The sequence below is a fragment of the Mycolicibacterium lacusdiani genome (genome assembly GCF_021916785.1).
GTDB lineage: Bacteria > Actinomycetota > Actinomycetes > Mycobacteriales > Mycobacteriaceae > Mycobacterium > Mycobacterium lacusdiani.
Genome location: NZ_JAKCFC010000002.1, coordinates 692,886 through 719,517 on the forward strand (window position 1 = coordinate 692,886; position 26,632 = coordinate 719,517).

Below are 26,632 nucleotides of genomic sequence, written 5' to 3' on the forward strand. Positions count from 1 at the left end.
CAGGCGGTCAGGCTGAACGACCGCGCTCGGACCGGTAGTGCCGCACCAGGGCGTCGGTCGAACTGTCGGTCTGCTCGGCGGGGGAGCCGTCACCGGTGAGCACCGGCAGCAGCGCCTTGGCCTGAGTCTTGCCGAGTTCAACGCCCCACTGGTCGAACGAGTCGATGCCCCAGATGACGCCCTCGGTGAACACCTGGTGTTCATAGAGCGCGATCAGCTGGCCGACGACCGACGGCGTCAGCTTGGTGCCGAGAATCGATGTGCTGGGCCGGTTTCCGGGCATCACCTTGTGCGGGACGACGTCGGCCGCGGTGCCTTCGGCGGCGATTTCCTCGGCGGTCTTGCCGAACGCCAGCACCTGGGTCTGAGCGAAGAAGTTGCTCATCAGCAGGTCGTGCATGCTGCCGGTGCCGTCGGCGGTCGGCAGGTCGTCGGTCGGTTGAGAGAACCCGATGAAGTCCGCGGGGATGAGCCGCGTGCCCTGATGCAGCAACTGGTAGAAGGCGTGCTGACCGTTGGTACCCGGTTCGCCCCAGTAGATCTCGCCGGTCTCGGTGGTCACCGGTGAGCCGTCGGCGCGTACCGACTTGCCGTTGCTCTCCATCGTGAGCTGCTGCAGGTACGCCGCGAACCGGGCCAGGTCGTTCGAGTAGGGCAGCACCGCGCGCGACTGGGCGCCGAAGAACTCGTTGTACCAAAGCCCGATCAGGCCAAGCAGCACAGGCGCATTCGACTCCAGCGGCGTCGTGCGGAAGTGCTCGTCGATGAGGTGGAAGCCGGCCAGGAACTCGGCGAACCGCTCCTTGCCGATCGCCGCCATCACCGACAGTCCGATCGCCGAGTCCACGGAGTAGCGGCCGCCGACCCAGTCCCAGAAGCCGAACATGTTGGCGGTGTCGATGCCGAACTCGTCGACGAGCTTCTCGTTGGTGGACACCGCGACGAAGTGCTTGGCCACGGCTTCATCGCCGAGTGCGTCGGTGAGCCAGCGCCGCGCGGCCGTCGCGTTGGTCAGGGTCTCCAAGGTGGAGAACGTCTTCGAGGCGACGATGAACAGCGTCGAGGCGGGGTCGAGCCCGTCGAGCTTCGCGACGAGGTCGGCGGGGTCGACGTTGGAGACGAAGCGTGCGGAGATGCCGGCGTCGGCGTAGTGCCGCAGCGCCTGGTACACCATCACCGGGCCGAGGTCGGAACCGCCGATGCCGATGTTCACGACGGTGGTGATGCGCTCACCCGTCGCGCCCGACCACTCGCCGCTGCGGAGCCGGTCGGTGAACTCGCCCATCCGATCGAGCACCTCGTGCACGTCGGCGACGACGTCCTGATCGTCGACGGTCAGCGACGCGTCGCGGGGCAGTCGCAGCGCCGTGTGCAGCACCGCGCGGTCCTCGGAGGTGTTGATGTGTTCGCCTGCGAACATCGCGTCGCGTTTGCCCTCGAGGTCGGCCGCGCGGGCGAGGTCGACGAGGAGTTCCAGCGTCTCGCGGGTGACGCGGTGCTTGCTGTAGTCGATGTAGAGATCGCCGACGGTCAAGGTCAATTCGTGGCCGCGGGCCGGGTCCTGGTCGAAGAATTCGCGCAGGTGCTTCGAGCCGATGGTCTCGTGGTGCCGGACCAATGCGTTCCACGCCGGAGTCGTCGAGATGTCTGAAATCTGCGCCATATCCAAACCCTAATGCGGGCGTCGAAACGAAGGTGTAAATGATGGATGTATGGACACCAGCGCCCTCCTGAAGTCAGTTCCCACCGGCCTGTGGATCGGCGGTGAGGAACTCACACGTAAATCGACCTTCGACGTGCTCGACCCCTCGAGCGACGAACCGCTGATCAGCGTGGCCGACGCGACTGCGGAGGACGCCGTCGCCGCGCTGGACGCCGCGTGCGCCGTCCAGGCCGAGTGGGCCGCGACCGCGCCCCGCAAGCGCGGCGAGATCCTCCGATCGGTGTTCGAGACCATCACCGACCGCGCCGACGACATCGCGGCGCTGATGACGCTCGAGATGGGCAAGGTGGTCGCGGAGAGCAAGGGCGAGGTGACCTACGGCGCCGAGTTCTTCCGCTGGTTCGCCGAGGAGGCCGTGCGCATCGGCGGCCGCTACACCCCGAGCCCTGCGGGCACCGGCAGGATCATCGTCACGAAGCAGCCCGTTGGCCCCTGCTACGCGATCACGCCGTGGAACTTCCCGTTGGCCATGGGCACCCGCAAGATGGGCCCGGCGTTCGCGGCCGGCTGCACGATGATCGTCAAGCCCGCGCAGGAGACGCCGCTCACGATGCTGTACCTCGCGAAGCTGATGGACGAGGCGGGCCTGCCCAAGGGCGTGCTGTCGGTCCTGCCGACCAGTGATCCCGGTGCGGTCACCAGCGCGCTGATCGACGACGGACGTTTGCGCAAGCTCACCTTCACCGGATCCACGGGTGTCGGCAAGGCCTTGGTGAAGCAGTCGTCGGACAAATTGCTGCGCACCTCGATGGAGCTGGGTGGCAACGCGCCGTTCATCGTGTTCGACGACGCCGACGTCGATGCCGCGGTCGACGGCGCGATGCTCGCCAAGATGCGCAACGGCGGCGAGGCGTGCACCGCGGCCAACCGCTTCCACGTCGCGAACTCGGTCCGCGCTGAGTTCACCGAGAAGCTCGTCAAGCGCATGAGCGAGGTGAAGCTCGGCAACGGCCTCGACGAGTCGTCGACGCTGGGACCACTGATCAACCAGAAGCAGCTCGACAAGGTGACCGAGCTGGTGTCCGACGCCGTATCGCGCGGCGCGACGGTCGAGGTGGGTGGCGTGGCGCCGGACGGGCCGGGCAACTTCTACCCGGCGACCGTGCTCGCCGACGTCCCGACCGACGCGCGCATCCTCAAGGAGGAGGTGTTCGGGCCCGTCGCGCCGATCACCGGCTTCGACACCGAGGAGGAGGGCATCGCCGCGGCCAACGACACCGAGTACGGGTTGGCGGCGTACGTCTACACGCAGTCGCTCGACCGGGCGCTGCGGGTGGCCGAGGCCATCGAGTCGGGCATGGTCGGCGTGAACCGCGGCGTGATCTCGGATGCGGCTGCTCCGTTCGGCGGCATCAAGGAGTCGGGCTTCGGTCGTGAGGGTGGCACCGAGGGCATCGAGGAGTACCTCGACACGAAGTACATCGCGCTGACGAAGTAGAGCGTGCGACCCCTCGCGGTCGCGGCGGCGCTACTCGCCGTCGCGGCTTCGGCCGCCGGGTGCGGTCAGGACACTGCTTCCCCGGACGCCCTGACGGTGTTCGCGGCGGCCTCGCTCAAGCAGTCGTTCACCCAGATCGGCGAGCAGTTCGAGGCCGACCACCCTGGGTCGACGGTCGACTTCTCGTTCGCGGGCTCGTCGGACCTGGTCACTCAGCTGACCCAGGGTGCGTCGGCCGACGTCTTCGCATCGGCGGACGCCAAGAACATGGACAAGGCGGCGCAGGCGGACCTGCTGGCCGGCGAGCCCGTCGACTTCGCAAGCAACGTCCTCACCATCGCCGTCGCGCCGGGCAACCCCGAGGGCATCGCCACGTTCGGCGACCTCGCTCGCCCCGGGCTCGACGTGGTCACGTGCGCACCGCAGGTGCCGTGCGGCGCCGCGACCGAGACCGTCGAGCAGGCGACAGGCGTTCGGCTGGCCCCGGTGAGCGAGGAGTCATCGGTGACCGACGTGCTCGGCAAGGTGACGTCGGGGCAGGCCGACGCCGGGCTGGTCTACGTCACCGACGTCGCGGGCTCGGGCGGCAAGGTGGCCGCCGTCCACTTCCCAGAGGCCGCCGACGCCGTCAACACCTATCCGATCGCGACGCTGACGGACTCGTCGAACGCCGAGTTGGCGCAGGATTTCGTCGACTTCGTCACCGGCGAGAAGGGCCGGAAGGTGCTGGGCGATGCGGGCTTCGGCACGCCCTGAGGGCTAGTGCCCGAGGCGTCCGCGGCCGAGGCGCAGCAGCAGCATCGCCAGGTCCTTGCCCTCGGGGCCCAGCACGCTGTAGCGCTCGATGACCTTCATCTCGCGGCTGTGCACCAGGCGGGTGCCGCCGGAGGCCATCCGCGCCTTGCCGATGATCTTCGAGACCTCCGCGCGCCGGGCGACGGCCGTGATGATCTCGGCGTCGAGCCGGTCGATCTCCTGGCGAAGGTCGTCGATGTCTGGTGTGGGTTCTGCGTCAACGCTCATGATGTGTGGCTCCGAATCGTCGTCTCGGGTGGATTGTGGTCTCATCCGGTTTCGGGCCTCACGAGAGAAGAAGAGCCCCGGATCCGGAAGCGGACCGCGGGGCTCTGGGAAAGCAGCTAGACCACGGACACCGGCGGCCGGTATCCGTAAAAAAATCGTCCCTGCGCTACGAGCACGGATCGAGTGTGCCACCAACTCCCGCGTCCGCGCAAAGCCCTATTCGGCGGGTATGCCGCAGTGCTGGTTTTCGCGGCTCCGCCGCGGTGTCCCCGGGCAGCGGTAAGTTCAGAGACGCTATGTCGATCGCCACCGAAACAGATCAGCTCCTCGACGGACTGAATCCTCAGCAGCGCCAAGCGGTCATCCACGAGGGGTCACCGCTGCTGATCGTCGCGGGTGCAGGGTCTGGCAAGACCGCGGTGCTCACCCGCCGCATCGCCTACCTGCTCGCCGCCCGCGACGTGGGGGTGGGCCAGGTGCTGGCCATCACGTTCACCAACAAGGCGGCCGCCGAGATGCGCGAGCGGGTAGCCGGCCTGATCGGTCCGCGGGCACGGTCGATGTGGGTGTCGACGTTCCACTCGACCTGCGTGCGAATCCTGCGCAACCAGGCGTCGCTGCTGCCTGGCCTGAACTCGAACTTCTCGATCTACGACGCCGACGACTCACGCCGGCTGCTCATGATGATCGCCAAGGACATGGGCCTCGACACCAAGAAGTACTCACCGCGGCTGTTGGCGACCAACATCTCGAACCTGAAGAACGAGCTGATCGACCCGGATCGCGCGGCGGCCGAACTCAACGACTCCACCGACGAGCTGACCCGCATCGTGGCAGAGGTCTACTCGGAGTATCAGAAGCGGCTGCGTGCGGCCAACGCGCTGGACTTCGACGACCTGATCGGGGAGACGGTCGCCGTCCTGCAGGCGTTCCCGCAGATCGCGCAGTACTACCGCCGACGGTTCCGGCACATCCTGGTCGACGAGTACCAGGACACCAACCACGCCCAGTACATGCTGGTGCGCGAGCTGGTCGGCCACGACCTCAACGACGCCGAGGTGCCGCCCGCCGAGCTGTGCGTGGTGGGTGACGCCGACCAGTCGATCTACGCCTTCCGTGGCGCCACGATCCGCAACATCGAGGACTTCGAGCGCGACTATCCCAACGCGACGACGATCCTGCTCGAGCAGAACTACCGCTCCACCCAGAACATCCTCAGCGCCGCGAACGCCGTGATCGCGCGCAACTCGGGCCGACGCGAGAAGCGGCTGTGGACCGACGCGGGGGAGGGCGAGCTGATCGTCGGCTACGTCGCCGACAACGAGCACGACGAGGCCCGCTTCGTGGCGAGCGAGATCGACGAGCTGTCCGACCGAGGGGACATCACCTACAACGACGTCGCGGTCTTCTACCGCACGAACAACAACTCACGAGCGCTCGAAGAGGTGTTCATCCGCGCGGGCATCCCCTACAAGGTGGTCGGTGGCGTCCGGTTCTACGAGCGCAAGGAGATTCGCGACATCGTCGCTTACCTGCGGGTGCTCGACAACCCTGGCGACGCGGTCAGCATGCGGCGCATCCTGAACACGCCGCGGCGCGGCATCGGCGACCGGGCGGAGGCGTGCGTCGCGGTCTACGCCGAGAACACCGGCGCCAGCTTCAACGACGCGCTGCAGGCAGCCGCCGAGGGGCGGGTGCCGATGCTGAACACCCGCTCCGAGAAGGCGGTCGCGAGCTTCACGAGCCTGCTCGACGAGTTGCGTGGCCTGCTCGACGGTGAGTTGGGCGAATTGGTCGAGGCGGTGCTCGACCGCACCGGGTACCGCCGCGAGCTCGAAGCGTCCAGCGACCCACAGGACCTGGCACGGCTCGACAACCTCAACGAATTGGTCAGCGTCGCACACGAATTCAGCATCGACCTGGCCAACGCCGCAGCGCTGCGCGAGGAGGAGGGCGAGCCCGTCGACGAGGACGTGCCCGACACCGGCGTGCTGGCACAGTTCCTCGAACGGGTGTCGCTGGTGGCCGACGCCGACGGAATCCCCGAGCACGGCGCGGGTGTCGTGACGATGATGACCCTGCACACCGCCAAGGGTCTCGAGTTCCCCGTCGTGTTCGTCACCGGCTGGGAGGACGGCATGTTCCCGCACATGCGCGCCCTCGGCGACCCTAACGAATTGTCCGAGGAACGCCGCCTGGCCTACGTCGGCATCACCCGTGCGCGGCAGCGGCTGTACCTCAGCAGGGCCAAGGTGCGGTCGTCGTGGGGTCAGCCGATGCTGAACCCGGAGTCGCGGTTCCTGCGCGAGATCCCGCAGGAACTCATCGACTGGCGCCGCGTCGACACCCCGGCGTCGGCGTACAGCGCACCGGTGAGCGGGGCGGGCCGCTTCGGCACGCCGCGTCCGTCGCCGACGTCACGTCCCGGCGGTGCGAGGAACAAGCCGCTGATCGTGCTGGAGCCGGGCGACCGGGTCACGCACGACAAGTACGGGCTGGGCCGCGTCGAGGAGGTCTCGGGCATGGGGGAGTCGGCGATGTCGCTCATCGACTTCGGCAGTGCCGGACGGGTCAAGCTCATGCACAACCACGCGCCGATCCAGAAGCTCTGACCCGCTAGCTAGCGGCACCAGCGTCCGGTCGCGGGCAGCACCGCCAGCACGATGGTGACCAGCGGCAGCGCCGGGATGGCGTAGACGATCGCGGGCAGGCTGGCGCCCGCCACGAACAGGCCGGCGAAGATCATGAGTGCGACGATGCTGCCGACGCCGATGAGCAGCCGGCCGATGCGACGGCGCAGCAGCAACGAGATCAGCCCGCCGATAGTGGCCGAAGCCGACACCGCGGTGAGGAAACCGATTGCGATGCAGAACAGTTCGTCGGTACGCCACCAGTTGGTGATCAGCGACGTGGCGATGACGGCGGTGGCCCAGCCGCTGATGATCGCCATGGTCGCGGTGGCCGATGCGGCACCGGGGCTGGGACGGGCGCGCACGACCTCCGGGGTGGCGCGCGGCGGGTAGGTCGCTTGGGGGTCGTCGGGCGGCCGCAGGAAGGTGTTCGCGTCGGGCGGTTCGATGAACGTGGTCTGCGACTCGGGCGGGGTGATGAACGTCGTCTGCGGGTCGTCGCGGCCGGGTGGGACGACGACGGGTACCGGGCCGGTAGGGGCTCGACGGATGATGCCGGTCTGCGGGGCGAAGTCGGCGTGCAGAGGATCCGGGCGTCGCCTGATGATGCGCGTTCGGTCTGAGGATGGTCCGTCGGAGGAGGACGTCCGGTCAGCCACCGAACTAGCCTACGTAACCGCCAGGGGTCAGGCCACGCGATGCGAGCCACGGCACCGGGTCGATGCGGTTCGTGCCGCCGGACAGCACCTCGAAGTGCAAGTGGGGGCCGGTCGAGTTGCCGCGGTTGCCCATCGTGGCGATCTGGTCGCCCGCCATGACGCGCTCACCCATGCTGACCGACCAGGTGTTCAGGTGGCCGTACAGGGTCACGGTGCCGTCGGAGTGACGCAGCTTCACCCAGGCGCCGTAGCCGGCGGTGGGGCCGACGTCGACGACGACGCCGTCCGAGGCGGCCAGGATCGGCGTGCCGATCGAGTTGGCGATGTCGATGCCGGCGTGCAGCACGCCCCAGCGGTAGCCGAAGCCCGACGTCCACACGCCCTTGGTCGGCATGACGAACATGGGGCGGACGAGGCGGGCCTCGCGCTCAGCGCGCTCCTGGGCGTAGGCGGCGCCGTTGGCGAGTTCCTCGCTGTGGATCGCGGCGCTGGCGACCGGGGCCACCGTGACGATCTGCATGCCGTCGACGGAGCCGGTGATGGTGCCGCCGTCGACGAAGGCGCCCTGGCCCGCGGCGAGCATGGTGTCGGCGGCGGGAACGTCGGTGCTGTTGGCGACGGAGTAAGCAGCGGCCGCGGTGGCGCCTGCTGCCATCGCTGCGGCGACGAGACGGCCCTTGACCGCTCCTGCGTCGAGCTTGCGGTGTGCGCCCCGCCGCGACGACATGTCGATGACGTCGGTCTGGGCCATGCCGTCACTGGTGTCGGTGTTGCTCTCGCGGTAGGCGCGTGCCGTCTGACGAGCACTGTGGCGGCTGCTGCCGGTGAGCTGGAACTGAGTGGGGACCTCGAGCCGCAGCGGGATCAGGTCGTCGGTGTCGTGCAGGTCGTCCAGCTCGGGGGCGTGGATGACGCGGGCTTCGCGGTCGAAGGCGGAGCTGTTGCTGAAACCAAGGTCGTCGCCCAGGTCAGCCAGGTCGCCGAACTCGTTGAACGGAATGATGTCGGTGATGGCGGCGTCATAAGCGCCCGTCGGAACCCCTTGCGGGAATCTGGACGAACTGTGCTCTGCCAACCGAAATATCCTTAGTTCCGTAACCGTACCGTTATCGAGGCCCCAGGCACGTTAACCAAAATCCAATGTTGGTGGCAACCCGAGGATTGATTCCAACCGCGATTGTGATCCGTATCACTTCAGCACCCCGGTGAGATGTGCCACATGACTGGTAGGCGGTGCCGGAGCCTCCTCCGCGTGTGGATAAAGTTTCCACTGGTTCGAGTCCAGCGCCAAATTCTGGCCAGACCTCTAAATAACGCAAACGTCAACGCAGACAAGACAGTGAGCCCATGGATCTCTTCGAATACCAGGCGAAAGAACTGTTCGCCAAGCACAACGTACCGACGACGCCGGGCCGGGTGACCGACTCCGCCGAGGGCGCGAAGGCCATCGCCGAGGAGATCGGCAAGCCCGTCATGGTCAAGGCGCAGGTGAAGGTCGGCGGCCGCGGAAAGGCCGGCGGCGTGAAGTACGCAGCCACCCCCGACGACGCGTTCACGCACGCGCAGAACATCTTGGGCCTGGACATCAAGGGCCACGTCGTGAAGAAGCTCTTGGTCGCCGAGGCCAGTGACATCGCAGAGGAGTACTACATCTCCTTCCTGCTCGATCGCTCCAACCGCACGTACCTCGCCATGTGCTCCGTCGAGGGCGGCATGGAGATCGAAGAGGTCGCGGCCACCAAGCCCGAGCGCCTCGCGAAGGTGCCCGTCGACGCCGTCAAGGGCGTGGACCTGGCCACCGCGCGCTCGATCGCCGAGCAGGGCCACCTGCCCGCCGAGGTGCTCGATGCCGCCGCGGTGACCATCCAGAAGCTGTGGGAGGTCTTCATCGGCGAAGACGCCACGCTGGTGGAGGTCAACCCGCTGGTGCGTACGCCCGACGATCAGATCCTCGCGCTGGACGGCAAGGTCACCCTCGACGCCAACGCGGACTTCCGTCAGCCGGGTCACGAGGAGTTCGAGGACAAGGACGCCACGGATCCGCTCGAGCTGAAGGCCAAGGAGAACGACCTCAACTACGTCAAGCTCGACGGTGAGGTCGGCATCATCGGCAACGGCGCGGGGCTGGTCATGTCGACGCTCGACGTCGTCGCCTACGCCGGTGAGAAGCACGGCGGCGTGAAGCCGGCGAACTTCCTCGACATCGGTGGCGGCGCCTCGGCCGACGTGATGGCCAACGGCCTCGACGTCATCCTGGGCGACGAGCAGGTCAAGAGCGTCTTCGTCAACGTGTTCGGCGGAATCACCGCCTGCGACGCGGTGGCCAACGGCATCGTCGGCGCGCTGAAGAAGCTCGGCGACAGCGCTAATAAGCCGCTCGTGGTTCGTCTGGACGGCAACAACGTCGAAGAGGGTCGCCGCATCCTCGACGAAGCGAACCACCCCCTGGTCATTCAGGCCGAGACCATGGACGCCGGTGCCGACAAGGCCGCCGAGCTGGCCAACAAGTAAGGGAGCCACAAAGATGTCTATCTTCCTGAACAAGGATTCCAAGGTCATCGTCCAGGGCATCACGGGCGGCGAGGGCACCAAGCACACCGCGCTGATGCTCAAGGCGGGCACCCAGGTCGTGGGCGGCGTCAACGCCCGCAAGGCCGGAACCACCGTGTCGCACAAGGACAAAGACGGCAACGACGTCGAACTGCCGGTGTTCGGCAGCGTCGCCGAGGCGATGAAGGAGACCGGCGCCGACGTGTCGATCGCCTTCGTCCCGCCCGCGTTCTCCAAGGACGCCATCATCGAGGCCATCGACGCCGAGATCCCGCTGCTGGTCGTCATCACCGAAGGAATCCCGGTGCAGGACAGCGCCTATGCGTGGGCCTACAACCTGTCTAAAGGCGGCGACTCAGCGCCGAAGACCCGGATCATCGGGCCGAACTGTCCCGGCATCATCACCCCCGGTGAGTCGCTGGTCGGCATCACGCCGAACAACATCACCGGCAAGGGTCCGATCGGCCTGGTGTCGAAGTCCGGCACGCTGACCTACCAGATGATGTACGAGCTGCGCGATCTCGGCTTCTCGACCGCCATCGGCATCGGCGGCGACCCGGTCATCGGCACCACCCACATCGACGCCATCGCCGCGTTCGAGAAGGATCCCGAGACCAAGGTCATCGTGATGATCGGCGAGATCGGCGGCGACGCCGAGGAGAAGGCCGCCGACTACATCAAGGCCAACGTCACCAAGCCGGTCATCGGCTACGTCGCGGGATTCACTGCGCCCGAGGGCAAGACTATGGGCCACGCAGGTGCCATCGTGTCCGATGGTGCGGGTACCGCCGACGGCAAGAAGGTGGCGCTCGAGGCCGCAGGCGTCAAGGTCGGCAAGACGCCGTCCGAGACCGCGCGCCTGGCCCGCGAGATCTACGAAAGCCTGTAAGCAGCACCACGTTCCGCCGAGACTGCGGTCAGGTCGCGAATCCGCCGAGATTCACGATCTGGCCGCAGTCTCGCGTTCGGGGGTCACTCGTCGCGTAGCCGTTCGATCGCACGGGCCAGCGGCTCCGGGTTGCCCTCGCGGTACTGCACCCAGTAGCGCAGCAGCGGATCGGTGACGTCGTACCAAGAGGTGCGGCGGTCGCCGTCGAGCGCCTTCGACGACGACACCCACCGCGTGTCGCTGAGCCGACCCAGCGCCGACGCCGCGGACTGATTGGACACGCCCACTGCGTCGGCCAGGTCGCCCACGGTGCGGGCCTGCCGGCCGCGGGCGAGTTCGACGACGAGCCGCTGCTCGCCGGCGGGAAGTTCCCAGAGGCGCTGCTGGTAGTAGGGCGCCATCTGATCCAGCAGCGCGTGCAGGACGGGCGTCACGGCGTCGACGGAGGTTGCGTCGGCGACGTCGGCGAGGAGGTGCCACAGCCGCGGCGAACCACCGATCAGACGGTGGATCACCGAAAGTCGCTGGCGCCCAATGCTTGAGGCTGCGAACTCGGCGACGTCTGCCTTGCCTCGCTGCTCGGCGGCGGAGGTGAACAGCGCGACGCACTCGTCGAGGTCGAGTTCGGGCAGTGTCTCGACGATGAACGATCCGTACCAGGGGTGGGTGCGTGACGAGACCCCGGGGAACAGCGTGGGTGCGGTGCCGAATACCAGCACGGCAGTTGACGTTTCGACCCACGCGCGCAGGCTGCCCTGGCCGACCTCGCCGATGCGGTCGAAGACGCGGTCGAGATTCTCCAGGCCCAGCAGGATCATCCGGTCACCCGCCACGGCGGAGATCGCGGCTTCGATGCCCACCGGGTCCCTGGTGCGGCGCAGCGCCCGCGCGGTGTCGGCCAGGTCGCCGCCGATCTGGCCTGCGATCTCGGTCAGCAGGTCGAGGTATGAGCCGATGGCCAGCGACGACTCGGGCAGCAGCACAGGCAGGACGCGCGCGCGGGTGTCGTCGTCGGCCAGCGCACGGTTCACCGCGACGTGCAGCGTGTGGGTCTTGCCGCCGCCGTGGGCTGCGATGAGCAGGGTGTGGGGGCGTGAGCCGTCGCGGGCGGCGGACCGCAGCCTCGACACCAGGTCGTCGAACACGTCGGCCCGGCCGAAGGTGAGCCCGTCGAGTCGTGCGGGCTCGAGGGCGTTCGGCGTGAACACCGGCAGGGCGCTCATCACCGCCGCATGGCCTTCCACGCCCGCTGTATCAACGCCGACGAGAAGCGGTCGGCGTCGGCGGTGCGGATCAGGTAGTGGTCGAGGACCAGCCGCTCGATGAATCCGACCAGCGCGTCGCGGTCGGCGATGGTGCTGCCCTCGCTGCGGAGTCGGGCCAGCACGGTGTCGACGGTCAGCGGCCCGTCGGCGTGGGCGTAGACGTCGAGGAGCTTGGCTATCGCCGGGGCATCGTCGCCGTAGTAGTGCGTCAACCGGTCCCGGTAGTGCCGCAGATCCCACGGGTCGTACGGGTCGTCGACGGCGTCGTCGACGAGCCGGCCGATGAGTTCGGGCGCCGCAGCGGCGCCCGTGGACTGAGCGGACTTGCGGGCTGCAGCCACCAGATGCTGGATGTAGTAGGGCACGTTCTCCGCGGCCGACGCGATGGCCGCTGCGACGGCGTGGCGATCGGTCGTCGGCGTGCCGCTGCCCATCAGCAGGCACTCGGCGAGATACGTCGCGTGATCGAAGCGGATGGGTCCCACGGCGATCTTCGTGATGTCGTTGACGGTGCTGGGAGCGTCGCCGGACACGTGGTGGAACCCGATCGAGCCGGACAGCACGGTGGCGAGGCTGCCCTGGTTCTCCTGCCGTAGGCGCCGCAGCAGGTGCAGGAACGCGTCGCCGCTGCCCATTTGTGCGCGTTCCAGGTTGCGGGCCAGGATGCTCACCTCGTCGATGAACAGGGCGAGCAGCCGGCCGTCGGTCCGCCGGATGGCGCGGTTCAGCAGTTCGTCGAAGGCGGCTGCCGCCCGGACGTCGCGCTCGATGCGGACGGGCCCCGCGGTGACGGAGACGCGGATCCTGGCGAGTTCCTGCGCCCAACCCGGGTCGAGCCGGGCCAGCTCACTGGTGAGGGCGGCGACGAAGTCCGCGTAGCTGGCCCTTTCGGCGCTGACGGCGACCACGACCGCGCCACGGTCAGCGGCGAGGCGCTGCACCAGGCGCGACAGCGAGGTCTTGCCGTGCCTGCGGTCGCCCACCAGCACCGCACCGGCAGCCGGGAGCGACGCGAGGACCTCGCCGGCCTCGCGCACCCGGCCGACGACGTCTTCGGGCGGCACGATTCCGCCGACGACGAGCGACATCGGACGCGGCTCCCAGGACATGCAACCAGCGTATACAACCGGTTCGACGTACAACAGCGATGATGTACGTCGAATCGGGCGTACGTACGGCCCGTTCGCTAAACTGCAACAGGTTCTATTAGCGTGACGAATTAACACGTGCCAGGAGGTTTGTCATGCAGGTCGACCCGCGTACCCCCGTGCTCGTCGGCGTCGGGCAGTTCACCGAGCGCCTCGGCGACCCGGACTATCAGGGCATCTCGGCCGTCGAACTGGCGACCAGGGCCACCCAGGCTGCGCTCGCAGACACCGGCACGTCCGCCGCCGACGTCGCCGCGGCCATCGAGGTGTTCGTCGGGCTGCGGCAGTTCGAGATCTGCACGCCCTTCGCCGATCCGCCGCTGGGCGCGTCGGACAACTACCTGCGCTCGGTGGCTCGCCGCATTGGCGCCGACCCGGCACGCGCCGTGCTCGAGCCCATCGGTGGCAACGGCCCGCAGAAGGTGATGACGGAGTTCGCCGGGGCGATCGCCGCCGGCGACATCGAGGTGGCGCTGATCGTCGGCTCCGAACCGGGGTCGACGGCGAAGTACTTCGCGGACCGGGCCAGGGCGAGCGAAGCGACGGGGGAGAAGTTCGACAAGCCCGACTTCACCGAACACGTCGGCGGCCAACTCGAGGACCGCGGTTACGGTTTCGAGCAGTACATGAGCGAGTACACCGCGGGCCACGGGCTGACGGGCGCACCCGTGCAGTACGGCCTCCTCGACAACGCGCGGCGCGCCCGCCTCGGCCTCGGCGTCGCCGACTATCGGCGCGAGATGGCCGAACTGTTCGCGCCGTTCTCGAAAGTCGCTGCCAAGAACCCGTTCTCGTCGTCCCCGGTCGAACGCTCGGTCGGCGAGATCGTCATGGTCACCGACGAGAACCGGCTGATCTGCGACCCGTATCCCCGCCTGCTGGTAGCCCGCGACACCGTCAACCAGGGCGCCGCCGCGCTGGTCATGTCGGTGGCCGCCGCCACCCGGCTCGGCGTGCCAGAGGAGAAGTGGGTGTACCTGCGCGGGCACGCCGACCAGACCGAGCAGGACCTGCTGGACCGCACCGACGTCAGCGTCAGCATCTCCGCGAAACAGGCCGTCGCCGAAGCGCTTCGGGTCGCGGGCATCGGCATCGACGACGTTGCGACGTTCGACCTCTACAGCTGCTTCCCGTTCCCGGTGTTCGCGGTGTGCGACGAGTTCGGGCTGACGCACGACGATCCGCGCGGCCTCACGCTGACCGGCGGGCTGCCCTACTTCGGTGGCCCCGGCAACAGCTATTCACTGCACGGCATCGCCGAGACCGTCGCCGCGATGCGGGACAAGCCGGGGGCGTACGGCCTCGTCGGCGCCAACGGCGGTGTCATGAGCAAGTACTCGGTGGGCGTCTACTCGACCGAGCCCAGCGACTGGGCGCCGGACCGCAGCAAGGAGTTGCAGGCGCAGATCGCCGCGCAGCCCAAGGTCGCCGTCACACGCAACGCCGAAGGCCGCGGCACCATCGAGACGTACTCGGTGCGCTACGACTGGCCGGAGACCACCGGCGTCATCATCGGCAGGCTCGACGCCGACCAGAGCCGGTTCATGGCGCTCACCACCGACCCCGATCTGATGGCAGTGATGACCGAGGGCGATCCCCTTGGCGCGGCCATCGCGGTCACCAACGACGGCAAGACGAACACCGCGACGCTGGCCTAGGCGCGAGCGTGCGCGAACTCAGGTTCTAACGCGGCGTGTCGGCCGCAGACACGCACGCTCGCCGAGGGTGGGGAGTGGCTCCGAGGGTGGGGAGGGGCTCCTAGACGAGGGCGGCGAGCTTGCCCGCCAGTCGCTCGACGTAGGCGGCGACGTCGGACTCGGACTTGTCGGGCAGGCCGAACAGCACCTCGGTGACGCCCAGGTCGGCCCAGCGGGCCAGCTTGTCGGGGTCGGGCTTGAAGTCGAGCGCGACGATCTGGGGTGCGCCGTCGCGACCGGCCGCCGCCCAGGTGTCCTGCAGCAGCTTCACCGGCGCGTCGATGTCGAAGTCGCGCGGCGTGGTGATCCAGCCGTCGGCCGACTTGGCGATCCACTTGAAGTTCTTCTCGGTACCGGCAGCGCCCACCAGTACGGGCACGTGGGACTGGACCGGCTTGGGGAACGCCCAGCTCGGGCCGAAGTTCACGAACTCGCCGTGGTATTCCGCCTCCTCCTGGGTCCACAGCGCGCGCATGGCCTCGAGGTACTCGCGCAGCATGGTGCGGCGACGGCCAGGCGGCACGTTGTGGTCGGCGAGTTCGTCGGTGTTCCAACCGAACCCGACGCCGAGCGACACCCGGCCGCCGGACAGGTGATCGAGCGTCGCGATCGACTTGGCCAGCGTGATGCAGTCGTGCTCGACGGGCAGCGCCACCGCGGTCGACAGCCGAACCCGGGTGGTGACGGCCGACGCGGCGCCCAGCGAGACCCACGGGTCCAGGGTGCGCATGTAGCGGTCGTCGGGCAGCGACTCGTCGCCCGTGGTCGGGTGCGCGGCCTCGCGCTTGATCGGGATGTGCGTGTGCTCGGGCACGTAGAAGGTGGTGAAGCCGTGGTCGTCGGCGAGCTTGGCGGCTGGTGCCGGCGCAATGCCGCGGTCACTGGTGAAGAGAACGAGCCCGTAGTCCATGGCGAGAATTAGAACGTGTTTCAGTCCGTGTGCGCAAGGCCGTGCGCAGGTGAGCCCGCGCGACGGCCGTCGAGATTGAACACGCACGCCCCCGCGCACCATTACATTCCGTCAGATCCTTAACCGTGACCTGCGGGCGCCAGGTTGCTGATATGGCACCCATGACGACCGAACGCATCGCCGACCACGTCAAGTTCGCCTACTGGGTGCCCAACGTCAGCGGCGGCCTGGTGACCAGCGACATCGAGCAGCGCACCGACTGGAACTACGACTACAACAAGAAGCTCGCGCAGACCGCGGAGAACAACGGCTTCGAGTACGCGTTGTCGCAGGTTCGCTACGAGGCCAGCTACGGCGCCGAGTACCAGCACGAGTCGACCAGCTTCTCGCTGGCGCTGCTGCTCGCCACCGAACGTCTGAAGGTGATTGCCGCCGTCCACCCCGGCCTGTGGCAGCCGGGCGTCCTGGCCAAGCTCGGCGCCACCGCCGACCAGCTCTCCGGCGGGCGGTTCGCCGTCAACGTCGTCTCCGGCTGGTTCAAGGACGAGTTCACCCACCTCGGCGAGCCCTGGCTGGAACACGACGAGCGCTACCGCCGCACCGCGGAGTTCCTCCAGGTGTTGCGCAAGATCTGGACCGAGGACGACGTCGACTTCCGTGGCGACTTCTACCGCATCCACGACTTCACGCTGAAGCCCAAGCCCGCCAACACGCCCGAGCGGCCCAACCCCGAGATCTTCCAGGGCGGCAACTCGACCGCGGCGCGACGCAACGGCGGGCTCTACTCCGACTGGTACTTCTCCAACGGCAAGGACTTCGACGGGATCACCGAGCAGGTGGTCGAGGTTCGCGACCACGCCCGCACCGTCGACCGCGAGGTGAAGGTGGGGCTCAACGGCTTCATCATCGCGCGCGACACCGAGAAGGAGGCGAGGAACGTCCTGCGGGAGATCATCGAGAAGGCCAACAAGCCGGCCGTCGAGGGCTTCCGCGGCGCCGTGCAGCAGGCAGGCAACTCCACCGGCGACAAGAAGGGGATGTGGGCCGACTCGTCGTTCGAGGATCTCGTCCAGTACAACGACGGCTTCCGCACCCAGCTGATCGGTACCCCCGAGCAGATCGCCGAACGCATCGTCGCCTACCGCAAGCGTGGCGTCGACCTCATCCTCGGCGGCTTCCTCCACTTCCAGGAGGAGATCGAGTACTTCGGCGCGCACGTCCTGCCGCTGGTGCGCGAGATCGAGGCGGCGGAATCGAATTCGCGCGGCGAGCCGGTGCTCGCGTCGGTCTGATCGCGGGCGATGGCGGCACGAGCGCTCGTCGGGACTCGCAGGCGCGTGCGCTAGCGTGGGTGGCGAATCGAGGAGCACAGGAGATTTCATGAGCTACCCGCCCGGTAACCCCGGATACCCGCCACCGGCGCCGACGACCCAGTTCGCCGCGCCCACACAGCAGTTCGCGAAGCCGTCGGAGCAGACGCCGACCGGCGCGAGCAAGCTGCCGCTGTACCTGAGCCTCGCCGTCGCCCTGCTGGGCCTCGGTGTCTATCTGCTGAACTTCGGTCCGCTGTTCACGATCAGCAACTCCGACTTCCCGCAGCTGGGCAGCGCCAGCGGGAGCACCACGGGCCTCGGCCTGGCCGTCATCGCCTCCGTCGTCGCCGCGTTGATCGCAGGCGCGGGAGTGCTCGCCAAGCAGAAGCCGCGCCGCGCCTGGGTGGCCATCGTCGCGACGCTGGCCTTCCTGCTCGTGCTGGCCGAGGTCATCAACGCACCCGCCGAGGTCAGCATCGGCTGGGCGCTCTACGTGATCATCGCCTTCACGTTCCTGCAGGCGGGTGCGGCCATCGCCAACCTCCTGCTGGACTCGGGCGTCATCACCGCTCCCGAGCCGCGGCAGAAGTACGACCACCAGCAGCAGCAGCATTACGGCGGCTACTCACCGCAGCAGCAGTACTACGGTCAGTCGCAAGGCCAGTCGCAAGGCCAGTCGCATGGGCAGCCGCAGCAGCTCGGGTCGCACCAGGGGCAGCAGCAGCGCCAGGGCTACCCGCAGCAGGGCTACGGTTACGGCGGCCCGTCGACCGGCGGCTTCAGCGGCCAGGCCCTGCAGGGCGCACAGGGCGGGCAGCAGTCCGGCCCCCCGACGCCTCCCACCGGTTTCCCCGCCTACGGCCAGCCGCAGCCTCCCGGCAGCTCCGCCGACACCGGCCCCCAGGCCCAGGCGCAGCCGCAGTCGGAGCAGCAGCCGCAGTCGACACAGCAGTCCACCTCCCCACAGGGCGGTCCTCCGCCGTCGTAGTCTCTAGCGGCGCGCACACGATCCACGCGCGCCCCTGCCTGCGCGAGGAGTGACCCGTCTAGTGGACAACCGGCCCGTCGGCACCCGCCAGGCCCGCGACCTGCTGAGGGTCGCGTTCGGTCCGTCGGTGGTCGCCCTGGTGATCATCGCCGCGGTCGTGTTGCTCCAGTTGCTGATCGCCAACAGCGACATGACCGGTGCGTTCGGCGCCATCGCGAGCATGTGGCTCGGCGTGCATCAGGTGCCCGTGTCGATCGGCGGCCGGGTGCTGGGCGTCATGCCGCTGCTGCCGCTGCTGTTGATGGTGTGGGGCACGGCCAGGTCGACGGCCAATGCGTTGTCGCCGAGCACGTCGTGGTTCGTGGCCAGGTGGGTGGTCGCGTCCGCGCTTGGCGGTCCGCTGCTCATCGCGGCGCTCTCCCTCGCCGTGATCCACGACGCCTCGTCGGTGCTGACCGAGCTGCAGACGCCCAGTGCGCTGCGGGCGTTCGGCGGCGTGCTGGCGGTACACCTCGCCGGCGCCGTCATCGGTGTGGGCATGCGCATGCACCGCCGCATCGCGGCTTTGCCGTGGGTGCCGGATTGGCTGCCCGAGGCGGGCCGTGCGGCAGCGGCGGGCGTGCTCGCGCTGTGCGGGCTCTCGGGCGTCGTCGCGGTGGCGTCGATGGTCGTGCACTGGGGCACCATGCACGACCTCTACGGCATCACCGACTCACTGTTCGGGCAGTTGAGCCTGACGCTGCTGTCGGCGCTCTACGTCCCCAACGTCATCGTCGGCACCGCCGCGGTCGCGGTCGGCTCCAGTGCCCACGTCGGGCTCGCGACGTTCAGCTCCTTCACCGTGCTGGGCGGCGACATCCCGCCCGTGCCGGTCCTCGCCGCGCTCCCGACGCCACCGCTCGGTCCGATCTGGGTGGCCTTGCTGATCGTGGGCGCAGCGTCTGCGGTGGCACTCGGCCAGCAATGCGCCCGCCGGCCTCTGCCGCTCCCCGCGGCGGCGGCCAAGTTGGCGACCGCGGCGGTGATGTCGGCGGTCGTCATGGCCCTGCTCGCCTACGCCGGCGGTGGACGGCTCGGCAACTTCGGCGACGTCGGCGTCGACCAGGCGACGTTCGCGCCCGCCATCCTGCTCTGGTTCGTCGGCGTCGGCGGGCTGACGGTCGTCATGGCCGGGGGCATCAGCCAGGTGCGCAAGCCACGCCCCGTCGCGGTCCGCAAGGCCGGCCCCGAAGCGGTCCCCGACGACGAGCCCTACGACGACGGGTTCGTCGGCGACTCCGAGTCGCCCACCGTCGTGATGGGATCACCCGGACCGTCCGCCGACCCCGACCCGGTGCGCGATGAAGTGGACCTCGGGCCGGACGCGGACCCCGAGCCCGAGGACGACGTGGGCGACGAGCCGTACTACGAGCCCGAGCCGGTGCCGCGGGCACGTGAGCCGCGACCGCACGACCTCGACGACGATCCCGAGGCGCACTTCGTCACCGACGACGACGATTGGCCCGGGGCCACCAGCGGCGAGGGCCGGCGACCGGCCGATTAGGCTGCTTCGCGTGCAGCCCCCGCTCCGTGTGCCCCCGAGTGCACCCGCTCGGCTGGTGGTACTGGCGTCGGGCACCGGATCCCTGCTCGAATCGCTCCTCGATGCGGCCACCGGGGACTACCCCGCGCGGGTGATCGCCGTCGGCACCGACCGCGACTGCCGGGCGCTCGAGGTTGCGTCGTCCGCGGGCATCCCCGGTTACACGACCCGCCTCGGCGACCATCCCGACCGCGCCGCGTGGGACGCCGCCATCACCGCGGCGACCGCCGAGCACGAGCCGGATCTGGTGGTCAGCGCCGGCTTCATGAAGATCCTTGGCCCACAATTCCTCTCGCGGTTCATGGGTCGCGTCGTGAACACCCACCCCGCGTTGCTGCCCGCCTTCCCCGGCGCGCACGCGGTGCCCGACGCGCTGGCCTACGGTGTGAGGGTCACCGGCTGCAGCGTGCACCTGGTGGACGCAGGCATGGATACCGGCCCCATCCTCGCCCAGGAGGCGGTCGCGGTGCTCGACGACGACGACGAGGCGACTCTGCACGAGCGCATCAAGGTGGTCGAAAGACGATTGTTGGTGGACGTACTCGCGGCGATGGCGACGCGCGGTGTGACTTGGACGGGACGAAAGGCGGCCATGGGATGAGCGACGCGAGCGAGGGCCGGCGTCCGGTCAGGCGAGCATTGATCAGCGTCTACGACAAGACGGGTCTGGCCGATCTCGCGCGTGGCCTGCACGATGCGGGCGTCACGATCGTCTCGACCGGCTCGACGGCCAAAACGATTGCCGCGAGCGGTGTTCCGGTCACGCCCGTCGAGGACGTCACCGGCTTTCCCGAGGTGCTCGACGGCCGGGTGAAGACGCTGCATCCGCGCGTGCACGCCGGGCTGCTGGCCGACACCCGCAAGCCCGAGCACGTCGCGGCGCTCACCGACCTCGGCGTCGAGGCCTTCGAACTCGTCGTCGTGAACCTGTACCCGTTCACCGAGACCGTGGCGTCGGGTGCGGGCGTCGACGAGTGCGTCGAGCAGATCGACATCGGCGGTCCGTCGATGGTTCGTGCCGCCGCCAAGAACCACCCGAGCGTGGCGGTGGTCGTCGAGCCGATCGGCTACGACGGAGTGCTCGCCGCGGTGCGGTCGGGCGGGTTCACCCTCGCCGAGCGGAAGCGTTTGGCGTCATTGGCCTTCCGGCACACCGCCGAGTACGACGTGGCCGTCGCCACGTGGATGGCCGACACCCTGTCACCGGAGGAGCCGGCGCAGCCGCTGCCGCTGTGGTACGCGGGCACCTGGCGTCGCAGCGCGGTGCTGCGGTATGGCGAGAACCCGCACCAGCAGGCCGCGCTGTACGTCGACGATGCGGCCTGGCCGGGCCTGGCGCAGGCCGAACAGCTGCACGGCAAGGAGATGTCCTACAACAACTTCACCGACGCCGACGCGGCGTGGCGGGCGGCGTTCGACCACGAGGACATCTGCGTGGCGATCATCAAGCACGCCAACCCCTGCGGCATCGCGGTGTCGTCGGTGTCGGTCGCCGATGCGCACCGCAAGGCACACGAGTGCGATCCGCTCAGCGCCTTCGGCGGGGTGATCGCATCGAACACGGCGGTCAGCGTCGAGATGGCCGAGACCGTCGCCGACATCTTCACCGAGGTGATCATCGCGCCCGCCTACGAGCCCGGCGCCGTCGAGATCCTGGCCCGCAAGAAGAACATCCGCGTGCTGGTCGCAGCCGAGCCGCAGCCGGGCGGCACCGAGTTCCGTCAGGTGAGCGGTGGTCTGCTGGTGCAGCAGCGCGACGCCCTCGACGCCCCCGGCGACGACCCGGTGACCTGGACGCTGGCCACCGGCGAGCCTGCCGATCCGCAGACCCTGGCCGAGCTGAAGTTCGCCTGGCGCTCCTGCCGGGCGGTGAAGTCGAACGCCATCGTCGTCGTCAAGGACGGTGCGACCGTCGGCGTCGGCATGGGACAGGTGAACCGCGTCGACGCGGCCCGGCTGGCCGTCGAGCGCGGCGGTGACCGGGTGGCGGGCGCCGTCGCCGCATCCGATGCGTTCTTCCCTTTCCCCGACGGTCTCGAGACGTTGACCGCGGCAGGGGTAAAGGCCATCGTCCACCCGGGCGGTTCCATGCGCGACGACGTCGTCACCCAGGCCGCGACCAAGGCGGGCATCACGCTCTACCTGACCGGCGCGCGGCACTTCGCGCACTGACGCGGGCCGCGCGAGCAGACGTCAACTCGCATTGATCACAACCCTCACGTGCGAGTTGGTGCCTGCTCGCGGGAGGAATCGCGTTCGTTCAGCTCAGCGTGGCATCACTCCGCGTGATTGAAGGCGCCGCCGGCCTGGCCGCGCGATGCTGCGCCGCCGGCCTCGCCGGTCGCGTAACCGCCGCCGGCCTCGCCGGTCGCGTAGCCACCGCCCGCGTTCCCGGTCGCGTAGCCACCGCCACCCTCGAACCCCGGCAGCAGGCAGATCGGCAGACCGAAGCAGCCGGGGCTCGGCGCAGGCGCGGGTTCCGCGCTGGCGACGCCTGCCGACCCACTGAATAGGAGCGCGCCGCTCGCGAGTGCACCGCCAACCGCAAGCTGCAGTCGTCGCGAGGTCGCCGTGTTCAGTCGTGCCATGATCTCCCCTTGTTCAAATAGCCCCGGGCCTTGCTGAGAAGACCCTTCGAACCGCCCCCTGGCTGATTCTGCATCCCAATGTACGCGCCTCGTGCGTTGATAGCGAAGGTTTTGTCGTCGCTGAGCGGGATCGGAGGCCCCTCCTCCTTGCGAGTGCAAGCATCCAGTTCAGAGCTGTTTTATTGGGTTCCTTCGAATGGCGCCGCGTATTGCGATCGGGCCGACGGACCGGGTCAAGATCGATTCTGGCAAATATTCGGGACGCGAATGGCAATGTCGTCTCGAAGGTCATTCCTCGAGGTTTCGGTCTTTGCCGTGATGATGAGTCGAGTCATGGGTCGCGTGGGAATGCTCGAACCATTCGGCGGCGCGCTTGGCGGGGTCGACGAGCCGCCGGAGACGTTCGCTCGTGGGGGAACTCGTGCCGCTGTCGCGGAGCAGTCGTAGCGTGGAGTCGTGACATCACCTAACGATCTCCCCCGTACCGTCGGTGAACTGCGTGCCTCAGGCCACCAGGAGCGGGGAGTCAAGGACGAGATCCGGGAGAATCTGCTTGCCGCCTTGGCCGAAGGGCGCGACATATGGCCGGGCATCCTCGGGTTCGAGGACACCGTGCTGCCGCAGTTGGAGCGGGCGCTCATCGCAGGCCACGACATCGTGCTGCTGGGTGAGCGCGGTCAGGGCAAGACGCGCCTGCTGCGCGCGCTCACCGGCCTGCTCGACGAGTGGACGCCCGTCATCGACGGCTCGGAACTCAACGAGCACCCGTTCAGCCCGATCACCCCGGAATCCATTCGCCGGGTGGCGACCTCGGGTGACGACCTGCCGATCAGCTGGGTGCACCGCAGCGACCGGTACACCGAGAAGCTCGCCACGCCGGACACCAGCGTGGCCGACCTCGTCGGCGACATCGACCCGATCAAGGTGGCGGAGGGACGCAGCCTCGGTGACCCGGAGACCATCGCCTTCGGCCTGATTCCGCGCGCGCACCGCGGCGTCGTCGCGATCAACGAACTGCCCGACCTCGCCGAGCGCATCCAGGTGTCGATGCTCAACGTGATGGAGGAGCGCGACATCCAGGTCCGCGGCTACACGCTGCGGCTGCCGCTCGACGTTCTGGTGGTCGCCAGCGCGAACCCCGAGGACTACACCAACCGCGGCCGCATCATCACGCCACTCAAGGACCGCTTCGGCGCCGAAATCCGGACGCACTACCCGGTCCGCCTGGACGCCGAGGTCGGCGTCATCACCCAGGAGGCGCATCTGGCTGCAGAAGTGCCGGAGTACCTAGTGCAGATCCTGGCCCGGTTCGCCCGCGCGCTGCGCGAGTCGTCGTCGATCGATCAGCGGTCGGGTGTCTCCGCCCGCTTCGCGATCGCCGCGGCCGAGACGGTCGCGGCCGCAGCCCGGCACCGGTCGACGATCCTCGGCGAGCAGGAGCCGGTGGCCCGCGTCGTCGACCTCGCCACCGTGATCGACGTGCTGCGCGGCAAGCTCGAGTTCGAGTCCGGCGAGGAGGGCCGCGAGCAGGCCATCCTGGAGCACCTGCTGCGCCGGGCGACCGCCGACACCGCACAGCGCCTGCTCGGCGGCATCGACGTGGGACCGCTGGTGGTTGCCGTCGAGGACGGTGCGCCGGTGACGACCGGGGAGCGGGTGTCGGCCAAGGACGTGCTTGCCGCCGTGCCGGATCTGCCGGTGGTCGACGAGATCGCCGAGCGCCTCGGCGCACAGAGCGACGGTGAACGGGCAGGGGCGCTGGAGTTGGCGCTCGAAGCCCTGTACCTGGCCAAGCGGATCGACAAGGTGTCCGGCGAGGGCGAAACCGTCTATGGCTGAACGCGGTACGACGATCAAGCGGCGAGGGACGAGCCGCGTTGAGGTGTGCCGCCGTGGCTAAGCGCCTCTCGCGGTACTCCCGGTACACCGGCGGGCCCGACCCGCTGGCGCCGCCGGTTGACTTGCGCGACGCACTGGAGCAGATCGGCCAGGACGTGATGGAGGGCAGCTCGCCGCGGCGGGCACTGCAGGAGCTGTTGCGGCGCGGCACCCAGAACCAGCGGGGTGCCGACCGGTTGGCCGCCGAGGCCAACAGCAAGCGCCGGAAGCTCTTGCAACGCAACAATCTCGACGGCACGCTGCAGGACATCAAGAAGCTGCTCGACGAGGCGGTGTTAGCCGAACGCAAGGAGCTCGCGCGGGCGCTCGACGACGACGCGCGTTTTGGCGAACTCCAGATGGAGTCGCTGTCGCCGTCCCCGGCCAAGGCCGTGCAGGAACTCGCCGAGTACGACTGGCGCAGCCAGGAGGCTCGCGAGAAGTACGAGCAGATCAAGGACCTCATGGGTCGCGAGATGCTCGACCAGCGCTTTGCAGGCATGAAGCAGGCGCTGGAGAACGCGACCGACGAGGACCGTCAGCGCGTCAACGAGATGCTCGACGACCTCAACGAGCTACTCGACAAGCATGCGAAGGGGCAGGACACGCCCCAGGACTTCCAAGACTTCATGGCCAAGCACGGCGAGTACTTCCCGGAGAACCCGCAGAACATCGACGAGCTACTGGACTCGCTCGCCCAACGTGCGGCGGCCGCCCAGCGCTTCCGCAATAGCCTCACCGAACAGCAGCGCGCAGAACTCGACGCGTTGGCACAGCAAGCCTTCGGGTCGCCGTCGCTCATGAACGCGCTGAACCGCCTGGACTCTCATCTGCAGTCGGCCCGCCCGGGTGAGGACTGGTCGGGGTCGGAGAACTTCAGCGGCGACAACCCCATGGGAATGGGCGAGGGCGCGCAAGCGATGGCCGACATCGCCGAACTCGAACAACTCGCCGAGCAACTCTCGCAGAGCTATGCCGGCGCGCAGATGGACGACGTCGACCTCGACATGTTGGCCCGCCAGCTGGGTGAGGACGCTGCCGTCGACGCGCGCACCCTGGCCGAACTCGAGCGTGCCCTGATGGAGCAGGGGTTCCTCGACCGTGGCTCGGACGGGCAGTGGCGACTGTCGCCCAAGGCCATGCGCCAGCTCGGCCAGGCCGCGCTTCGCGATGTGGCGCAACAACTCTCGGGGCGACACGGCGAACGCGATACGCGTCGCGCCGGCGCCGCCGGTGAACTCACCGGTGCCACGCGGCCCTGGCAGTTCGGTGACACCGAGCCCTGGAACGTGACGCGCACTCTGACCAACGCCGTCCTGCGGCAGGCCGGAACCGGGGTCGCGGAACCGCCGCTGCGGATCAGCGTCGACGACGTCGAGATCTCCGAGACCGAGACACGTACGCAGGCGGCGGTGGCGCTGCTGGTCGACACGTCGTTCTCGATGGTGATGGAGAACCGCTGGCTGCCGATGAAGCGGACGGCGCTGGCGCTGCACCATCTCGTCAGTACCCGCTTCCGGTCGGACGCGCTGGAGATCATCGCGTTCGGGCGTTATGCGCGCACCGTGTCTGCCAGCGAACTCGCCGGGCTGGAAGGCGTCTACGAGCAGGGCACCAACCTGCACCACGCGCTTGCGCTGGCCACCCGCCATCTCCGGCGTCATCCCAACGCTCAGCCGACGGTGCTCATCGTGACCGACGGCGAGCCCACCGCGCACCTCGAGGACTTCGGTGACGGTGACGGTTCGTCGGTGTTCTTCGACTACCCGCCGCATCCGCGCACCATCGCTCACACCGTGCGTGGCTTCGACGAGATCGCCCGCCTCGGCGCGCACGTGACGATCTTTCGGCTCGGCAGCGACCCGAGCCTGACGCGGTTCATCGATCAGGTGGCGCGCCGTGTCGAGGGCCGTGTCGTGGTGCCGGAACTCGACGGCCTGGGTGCTGCCGTGGTCAGCGACTATCTGCGGTCCCGCAAACGTCGCTGACCCCGTTCTGCAACTGCACGCTGGTTAACTCGAATTAGCTGCCGGCAACCATTCCGGCAATCGTCCTGCCGGCCCGACCCCCGTCGATCTTGATCTTCTCTCCGCCGGGGTCGGCCCGCGCCGTTTTCGACGGTCGAAAACCCCTCTCAACTGGTGTTGAGTCGAACAGGCCGAATTGCGTCGATCAATCGTCCTAAAGGTGTGACAACTGGCATCAGGGCGCGTTTCAGTGATTGCTTCGCAAACTTTCGACATAGCCGTGGCAAAACGATTGGAAACGGTTTATGGTCTTCTCAGCTTCTTCTAAGCCGCGCAGTATCGTTTCGCCACGCACCGAGCCACCATCAGATCCAAGGGGGATTC

Annotated in this window: 21 protein-coding genes; 13 read left to right on the top strand and 8 right to left on the bottom strand. The window is 68.4% G+C overall.

What is annotated here, in order from left to right:
- Positions 1 to 7: 7 nt before the first annotated feature.
- The gene (gene pgi, locus LOK44_RS08345; protein ID WP_237569509.1) at positions 8 to 1,663 is read right to left on the bottom strand and encodes a glucose-6-phosphate isomerase; all 1,656 of its coding nucleotides are present in this window, start codon (positions 1,661 to 1,663) and stop codon (positions 8 to 10) included.
- 49 nt (positions 1,664 to 1,712) lie between these two features.
- Here pgi and LOK44_RS08350 point away from each other — a divergent pair, with 49 nt between their 5' ends.
- Positions 1,713 to 3,161 carry an NAD-dependent succinate-semialdehyde dehydrogenase gene (locus LOK44_RS08350; protein WP_237569510.1) on the top strand — a complete coding sequence of 483 codons (1,449 nt, stop codon included), beginning with the start codon at positions 1,713 to 1,715 and terminating at the stop codon, positions 3,159 to 3,161.
- 3 nt (positions 3,162 to 3,164) lie between these two features.
- Positions 3,165 to 3,917 carry a molybdate ABC transporter substrate-binding protein gene (gene modA, locus LOK44_RS08355; RefSeq protein WP_237569511.1) on the top strand — a complete coding sequence of 251 codons (753 nt, stop codon included), beginning with the start codon at positions 3,165 to 3,167 and terminating at the stop codon, positions 3,915 to 3,917.
- Between the two features lie 3 nt (positions 3,918 to 3,920).
- On the opposite strand, the gene LOK44_RS08360 is transcribed toward modA, so the two are convergent.
- Positions 3,921 to 4,184, bottom strand: a complete 264-nt coding sequence (locus LOK44_RS08360; protein ID WP_372481202.1) for a chorismate mutase — start codon at positions 4,182 to 4,184, stop codon at positions 3,921 to 3,923.
- Positions 4,185 to 4,480: 296 nt separating this feature from the next.
- Between LOK44_RS08360 and pcrA the strand changes: the two genes are divergently transcribed.
- Positions 4,481 to 6,796: a DNA helicase PcrA gene (pcrA, locus tag LOK44_RS08365; RefSeq protein WP_237569513.1), complete on the top strand. Its 2,316-nt coding sequence runs from the start codon at positions 4,481 to 4,483 to the stop codon at positions 6,794 to 6,796.
- An 8-nt stretch (positions 6,797 to 6,804) separates the two neighbouring features.
- On the opposite strand, the gene LOK44_RS08370 is transcribed toward pcrA, so the two are convergent.
- Both LOK44_RS08370 and LOK44_RS08375 read right to left on the bottom strand, forming a co-directional pair.
- Entirely contained in the window at positions 6,805 to 7,473 is a 669-nt protein-coding gene (locus tag LOK44_RS08370) for a hypothetical protein (protein WP_237569514.1), read from the bottom strand.
- 4 nt (positions 7,474 to 7,477) lie between these two features.
- Positions 7,478 to 8,548, bottom strand: coding sequence for a M23 family metallopeptidase (locus LOK44_RS08375; RefSeq protein WP_237569515.1), 1,071 nt, complete (start codon positions 8,546 to 8,548; stop codon positions 7,478 to 7,480).
- Between the two features lie 272 nt (positions 8,549 to 8,820).
- On the opposite strand from LOK44_RS08375, the gene sucC reads away from it, so the two are divergent.
- Complete coding sequence (gene sucC, locus LOK44_RS08380; RefSeq protein ID WP_237569516.1) at positions 8,821 to 9,984, top strand: ADP-forming succinate--CoA ligase subunit beta; 1,164 nt, start codon at positions 8,821 to 8,823, stop codon at positions 9,982 to 9,984.
- Positions 9,985 to 9,997: 13 nt separating this feature from the next.
- Positions 9,998 to 10,912 carry a succinate--CoA ligase subunit alpha gene (gene sucD, locus LOK44_RS08385; protein ID WP_237569517.1) on the top strand — a complete coding sequence of 305 codons (915 nt, stop codon included), beginning with the start codon at positions 9,998 to 10,000 and terminating at the stop codon, positions 10,910 to 10,912.
- An 83-nt stretch (positions 10,913 to 10,995) separates the two neighbouring features.
- On the opposite strand, the gene LOK44_RS08390 is transcribed toward sucD, so the two are convergent.
- Together LOK44_RS08390 and LOK44_RS08395 are read right to left on the bottom strand one after the other, a co-directional pair.
- Positions 10,996 to 12,156: an ATP-binding protein gene (locus tag LOK44_RS08390; RefSeq protein WP_308192723.1), complete on the bottom strand. Its 1,161-nt coding sequence runs from the start codon at positions 12,154 to 12,156 to the stop codon at positions 10,996 to 10,998.
- Complete coding sequence (locus tag LOK44_RS08395; RefSeq protein WP_237569795.1) at positions 12,135 to 13,265, bottom strand: ATP-binding protein; 1,131 nt, start codon at positions 13,263 to 13,265, stop codon at positions 12,135 to 12,137. The genes LOK44_RS08390 and LOK44_RS08395 overlap by 22 nt, the downstream gene beginning before the upstream one ends.
- Positions 13,266 to 13,420: 155 nt before the next feature.
- On the opposite strand from LOK44_RS08395, the gene LOK44_RS08400 reads away from it, so the two are divergent.
- Positions 13,421 to 14,983, top strand: coding sequence for an acetyl-CoA acetyltransferase (locus tag LOK44_RS08400; protein WP_237569518.1), 1,563 nt, complete (start codon positions 13,421 to 13,423; stop codon positions 14,981 to 14,983).
- Between the two features lie 100 nt (positions 14,984 to 15,083).
- Here the strand turns inward: LOK44_RS08400 and LOK44_RS08405 are convergent, their stop codons facing one another.
- Positions 15,084 to 15,932, bottom strand: coding sequence for an LLM class F420-dependent oxidoreductase (locus tag LOK44_RS08405; protein ID WP_237569519.1), 849 nt, complete (start codon positions 15,930 to 15,932; stop codon positions 15,084 to 15,086).
- Positions 15,933 to 16,093: 161 nt separating this feature from the next.
- Between LOK44_RS08405 and sfnG the strand changes: the two genes are divergently transcribed.
- The 5 genes from sfnG (at position 16,094) to purH (ending at position 21,987) form a co-directional block, all read left to right on the top strand.
- Complete coding sequence (gene sfnG / locus LOK44_RS08410; protein ID WP_237569796.1) at positions 16,094 to 17,224, top strand: dimethylsulfone monooxygenase SfnG; 1,131 nt, start codon at positions 16,094 to 16,096, stop codon at positions 17,222 to 17,224.
- A gap of 88 nt (positions 17,225 to 17,312) precedes the next feature.
- On the top strand, positions 17,313 to 18,233 hold the full coding sequence (locus tag LOK44_RS08415; protein WP_237569520.1) for a DUF5336 domain-containing protein: 921 nt from the start codon (positions 17,313 to 17,315) through the stop codon (positions 18,231 to 18,233).
- Between the two features lie 61 nt (positions 18,234 to 18,294).
- Positions 18,295 to 19,776, top strand: coding sequence for a cell division protein PerM (locus LOK44_RS08420; protein ID WP_237569521.1), 1,482 nt, complete (start codon positions 18,295 to 18,297; stop codon positions 19,774 to 19,776).
- A gap of 10 nt (positions 19,777 to 19,786) precedes the next feature.
- Entirely contained in the window at positions 19,787 to 20,416 is a 630-nt protein-coding gene (gene purN, locus LOK44_RS08425) for a phosphoribosylglycinamide formyltransferase (protein WP_237569522.1), read from the top strand.
- Positions 20,413 to 21,987 carry a bifunctional phosphoribosylaminoimidazolecarboxamide formyltransferase/IMP cyclohydrolase gene (purH, locus tag LOK44_RS08430; protein WP_237569523.1) on the top strand — a complete coding sequence of 525 codons (1,575 nt, stop codon included), beginning with the start codon at positions 20,413 to 20,415 and terminating at the stop codon, positions 21,985 to 21,987. Before purN ends, purH begins: the two co-directional genes overlap by 4 nt.
- 104 nt (positions 21,988 to 22,091) lie before the next feature.
- Here the strand turns inward: purH and LOK44_RS08435 are convergent, their stop codons facing one another.
- Positions 22,092 to 22,403, bottom strand: coding sequence for a hypothetical protein (locus LOK44_RS08435; RefSeq protein ID WP_237569524.1), 312 nt, complete (start codon positions 22,401 to 22,403; stop codon positions 22,092 to 22,094).
- 456 nt (positions 22,404 to 22,859) lie between these two features.
- Between LOK44_RS08435 and LOK44_RS08440 the strand changes: the two genes are divergently transcribed.
- The gene (locus tag LOK44_RS08440; protein ID WP_237569525.1) at positions 22,860 to 24,242 is read left to right on the top strand and encodes a sigma 54-interacting transcriptional regulator; all 1,383 of its coding nucleotides are present in this window, start codon (positions 22,860 to 22,862) and stop codon (positions 24,240 to 24,242) included.
- 53 nt (positions 24,243 to 24,295) lie between these two features.
- Positions 24,296 to 26,269, top strand: a complete 1,974-nt coding sequence (locus LOK44_RS08445; protein ID WP_237569526.1) for a VWA domain-containing protein — start codon at positions 24,296 to 24,298, stop codon at positions 26,267 to 26,269.
- Positions 26,270 to 26,632: the final 363 nt, after the last annotated feature.

Excerpts from the sequence above, each read along its gene's own strand:
- pgi (WP_237569509.1), bottom strand. The coding sequence starts at position 1,663 with ATGGCGCAGATTTCAGACATCTCGACGACTCCGGCGTGGAACGCATTG.
- LOK44_RS08350 (WP_237569510.1), top strand. The coding sequence starts at position 1,713 with ATGGACACCAGCGCCCTCCTGAAGTCAGTTCCCACCGGCCTGTGGATC.
- LOK44_RS08360 (WP_372481202.1), bottom strand. The coding sequence starts at position 4,184 with ATGAGCGTTGACGCAGAACCCACACCAGACATCGACGACCTTCGCCAG.
- pcrA (WP_237569513.1), top strand. The coding sequence starts at position 4,481 with ATGTCGATCGCCACCGAAACAGATCAGCTCCTCGACGGACTGAATCCT.
- sucC (WP_237569516.1), top strand. The coding sequence starts at position 8,821 with ATGGATCTCTTCGAATACCAGGCGAAAGAACTGTTCGCCAAGCACAAC.
- sucD (WP_237569517.1), top strand. The coding sequence starts at position 9,998 with ATGTCTATCTTCCTGAACAAGGATTCCAAGGTCATCGTCCAGGGCATC.
- LOK44_RS08395 (WP_237569795.1), bottom strand. The coding sequence starts at position 13,265 with ATGTCGCTCGTCGTCGGCGGAATCGTGCCGCCCGAAGACGTCGTCGGC.
- LOK44_RS08400 (WP_237569518.1), top strand. The coding sequence starts at position 13,421 with ATGCAGGTCGACCCGCGTACCCCCGTGCTCGTCGGCGTCGGGCAGTTC.
- LOK44_RS08405 (WP_237569519.1), bottom strand. The coding sequence starts at position 15,932 with ATGGACTACGGGCTCGTTCTCTTCACCAGTGACCGCGGCATTGCGCCG.
- sfnG (WP_237569796.1), top strand. The coding sequence starts at position 16,094 with ATGACGACCGAACGCATCGCCGACCACGTCAAGTTCGCCTACTGGGTG.
- LOK44_RS08415 (WP_237569520.1), top strand. The coding sequence starts at position 17,313 with ATGAGCTACCCGCCCGGTAACCCCGGATACCCGCCACCGGCGCCGACG.
- purH (WP_237569523.1), top strand. The coding sequence starts at position 20,413 with ATGAGCGACGCGAGCGAGGGCCGGCGTCCGGTCAGGCGAGCATTGATC.
- LOK44_RS08435 (WP_237569524.1), bottom strand. The coding sequence starts at position 22,403 with ATGGCACGACTGAACACGGCGACCTCGCGACGACTGCAGCTTGCGGTT.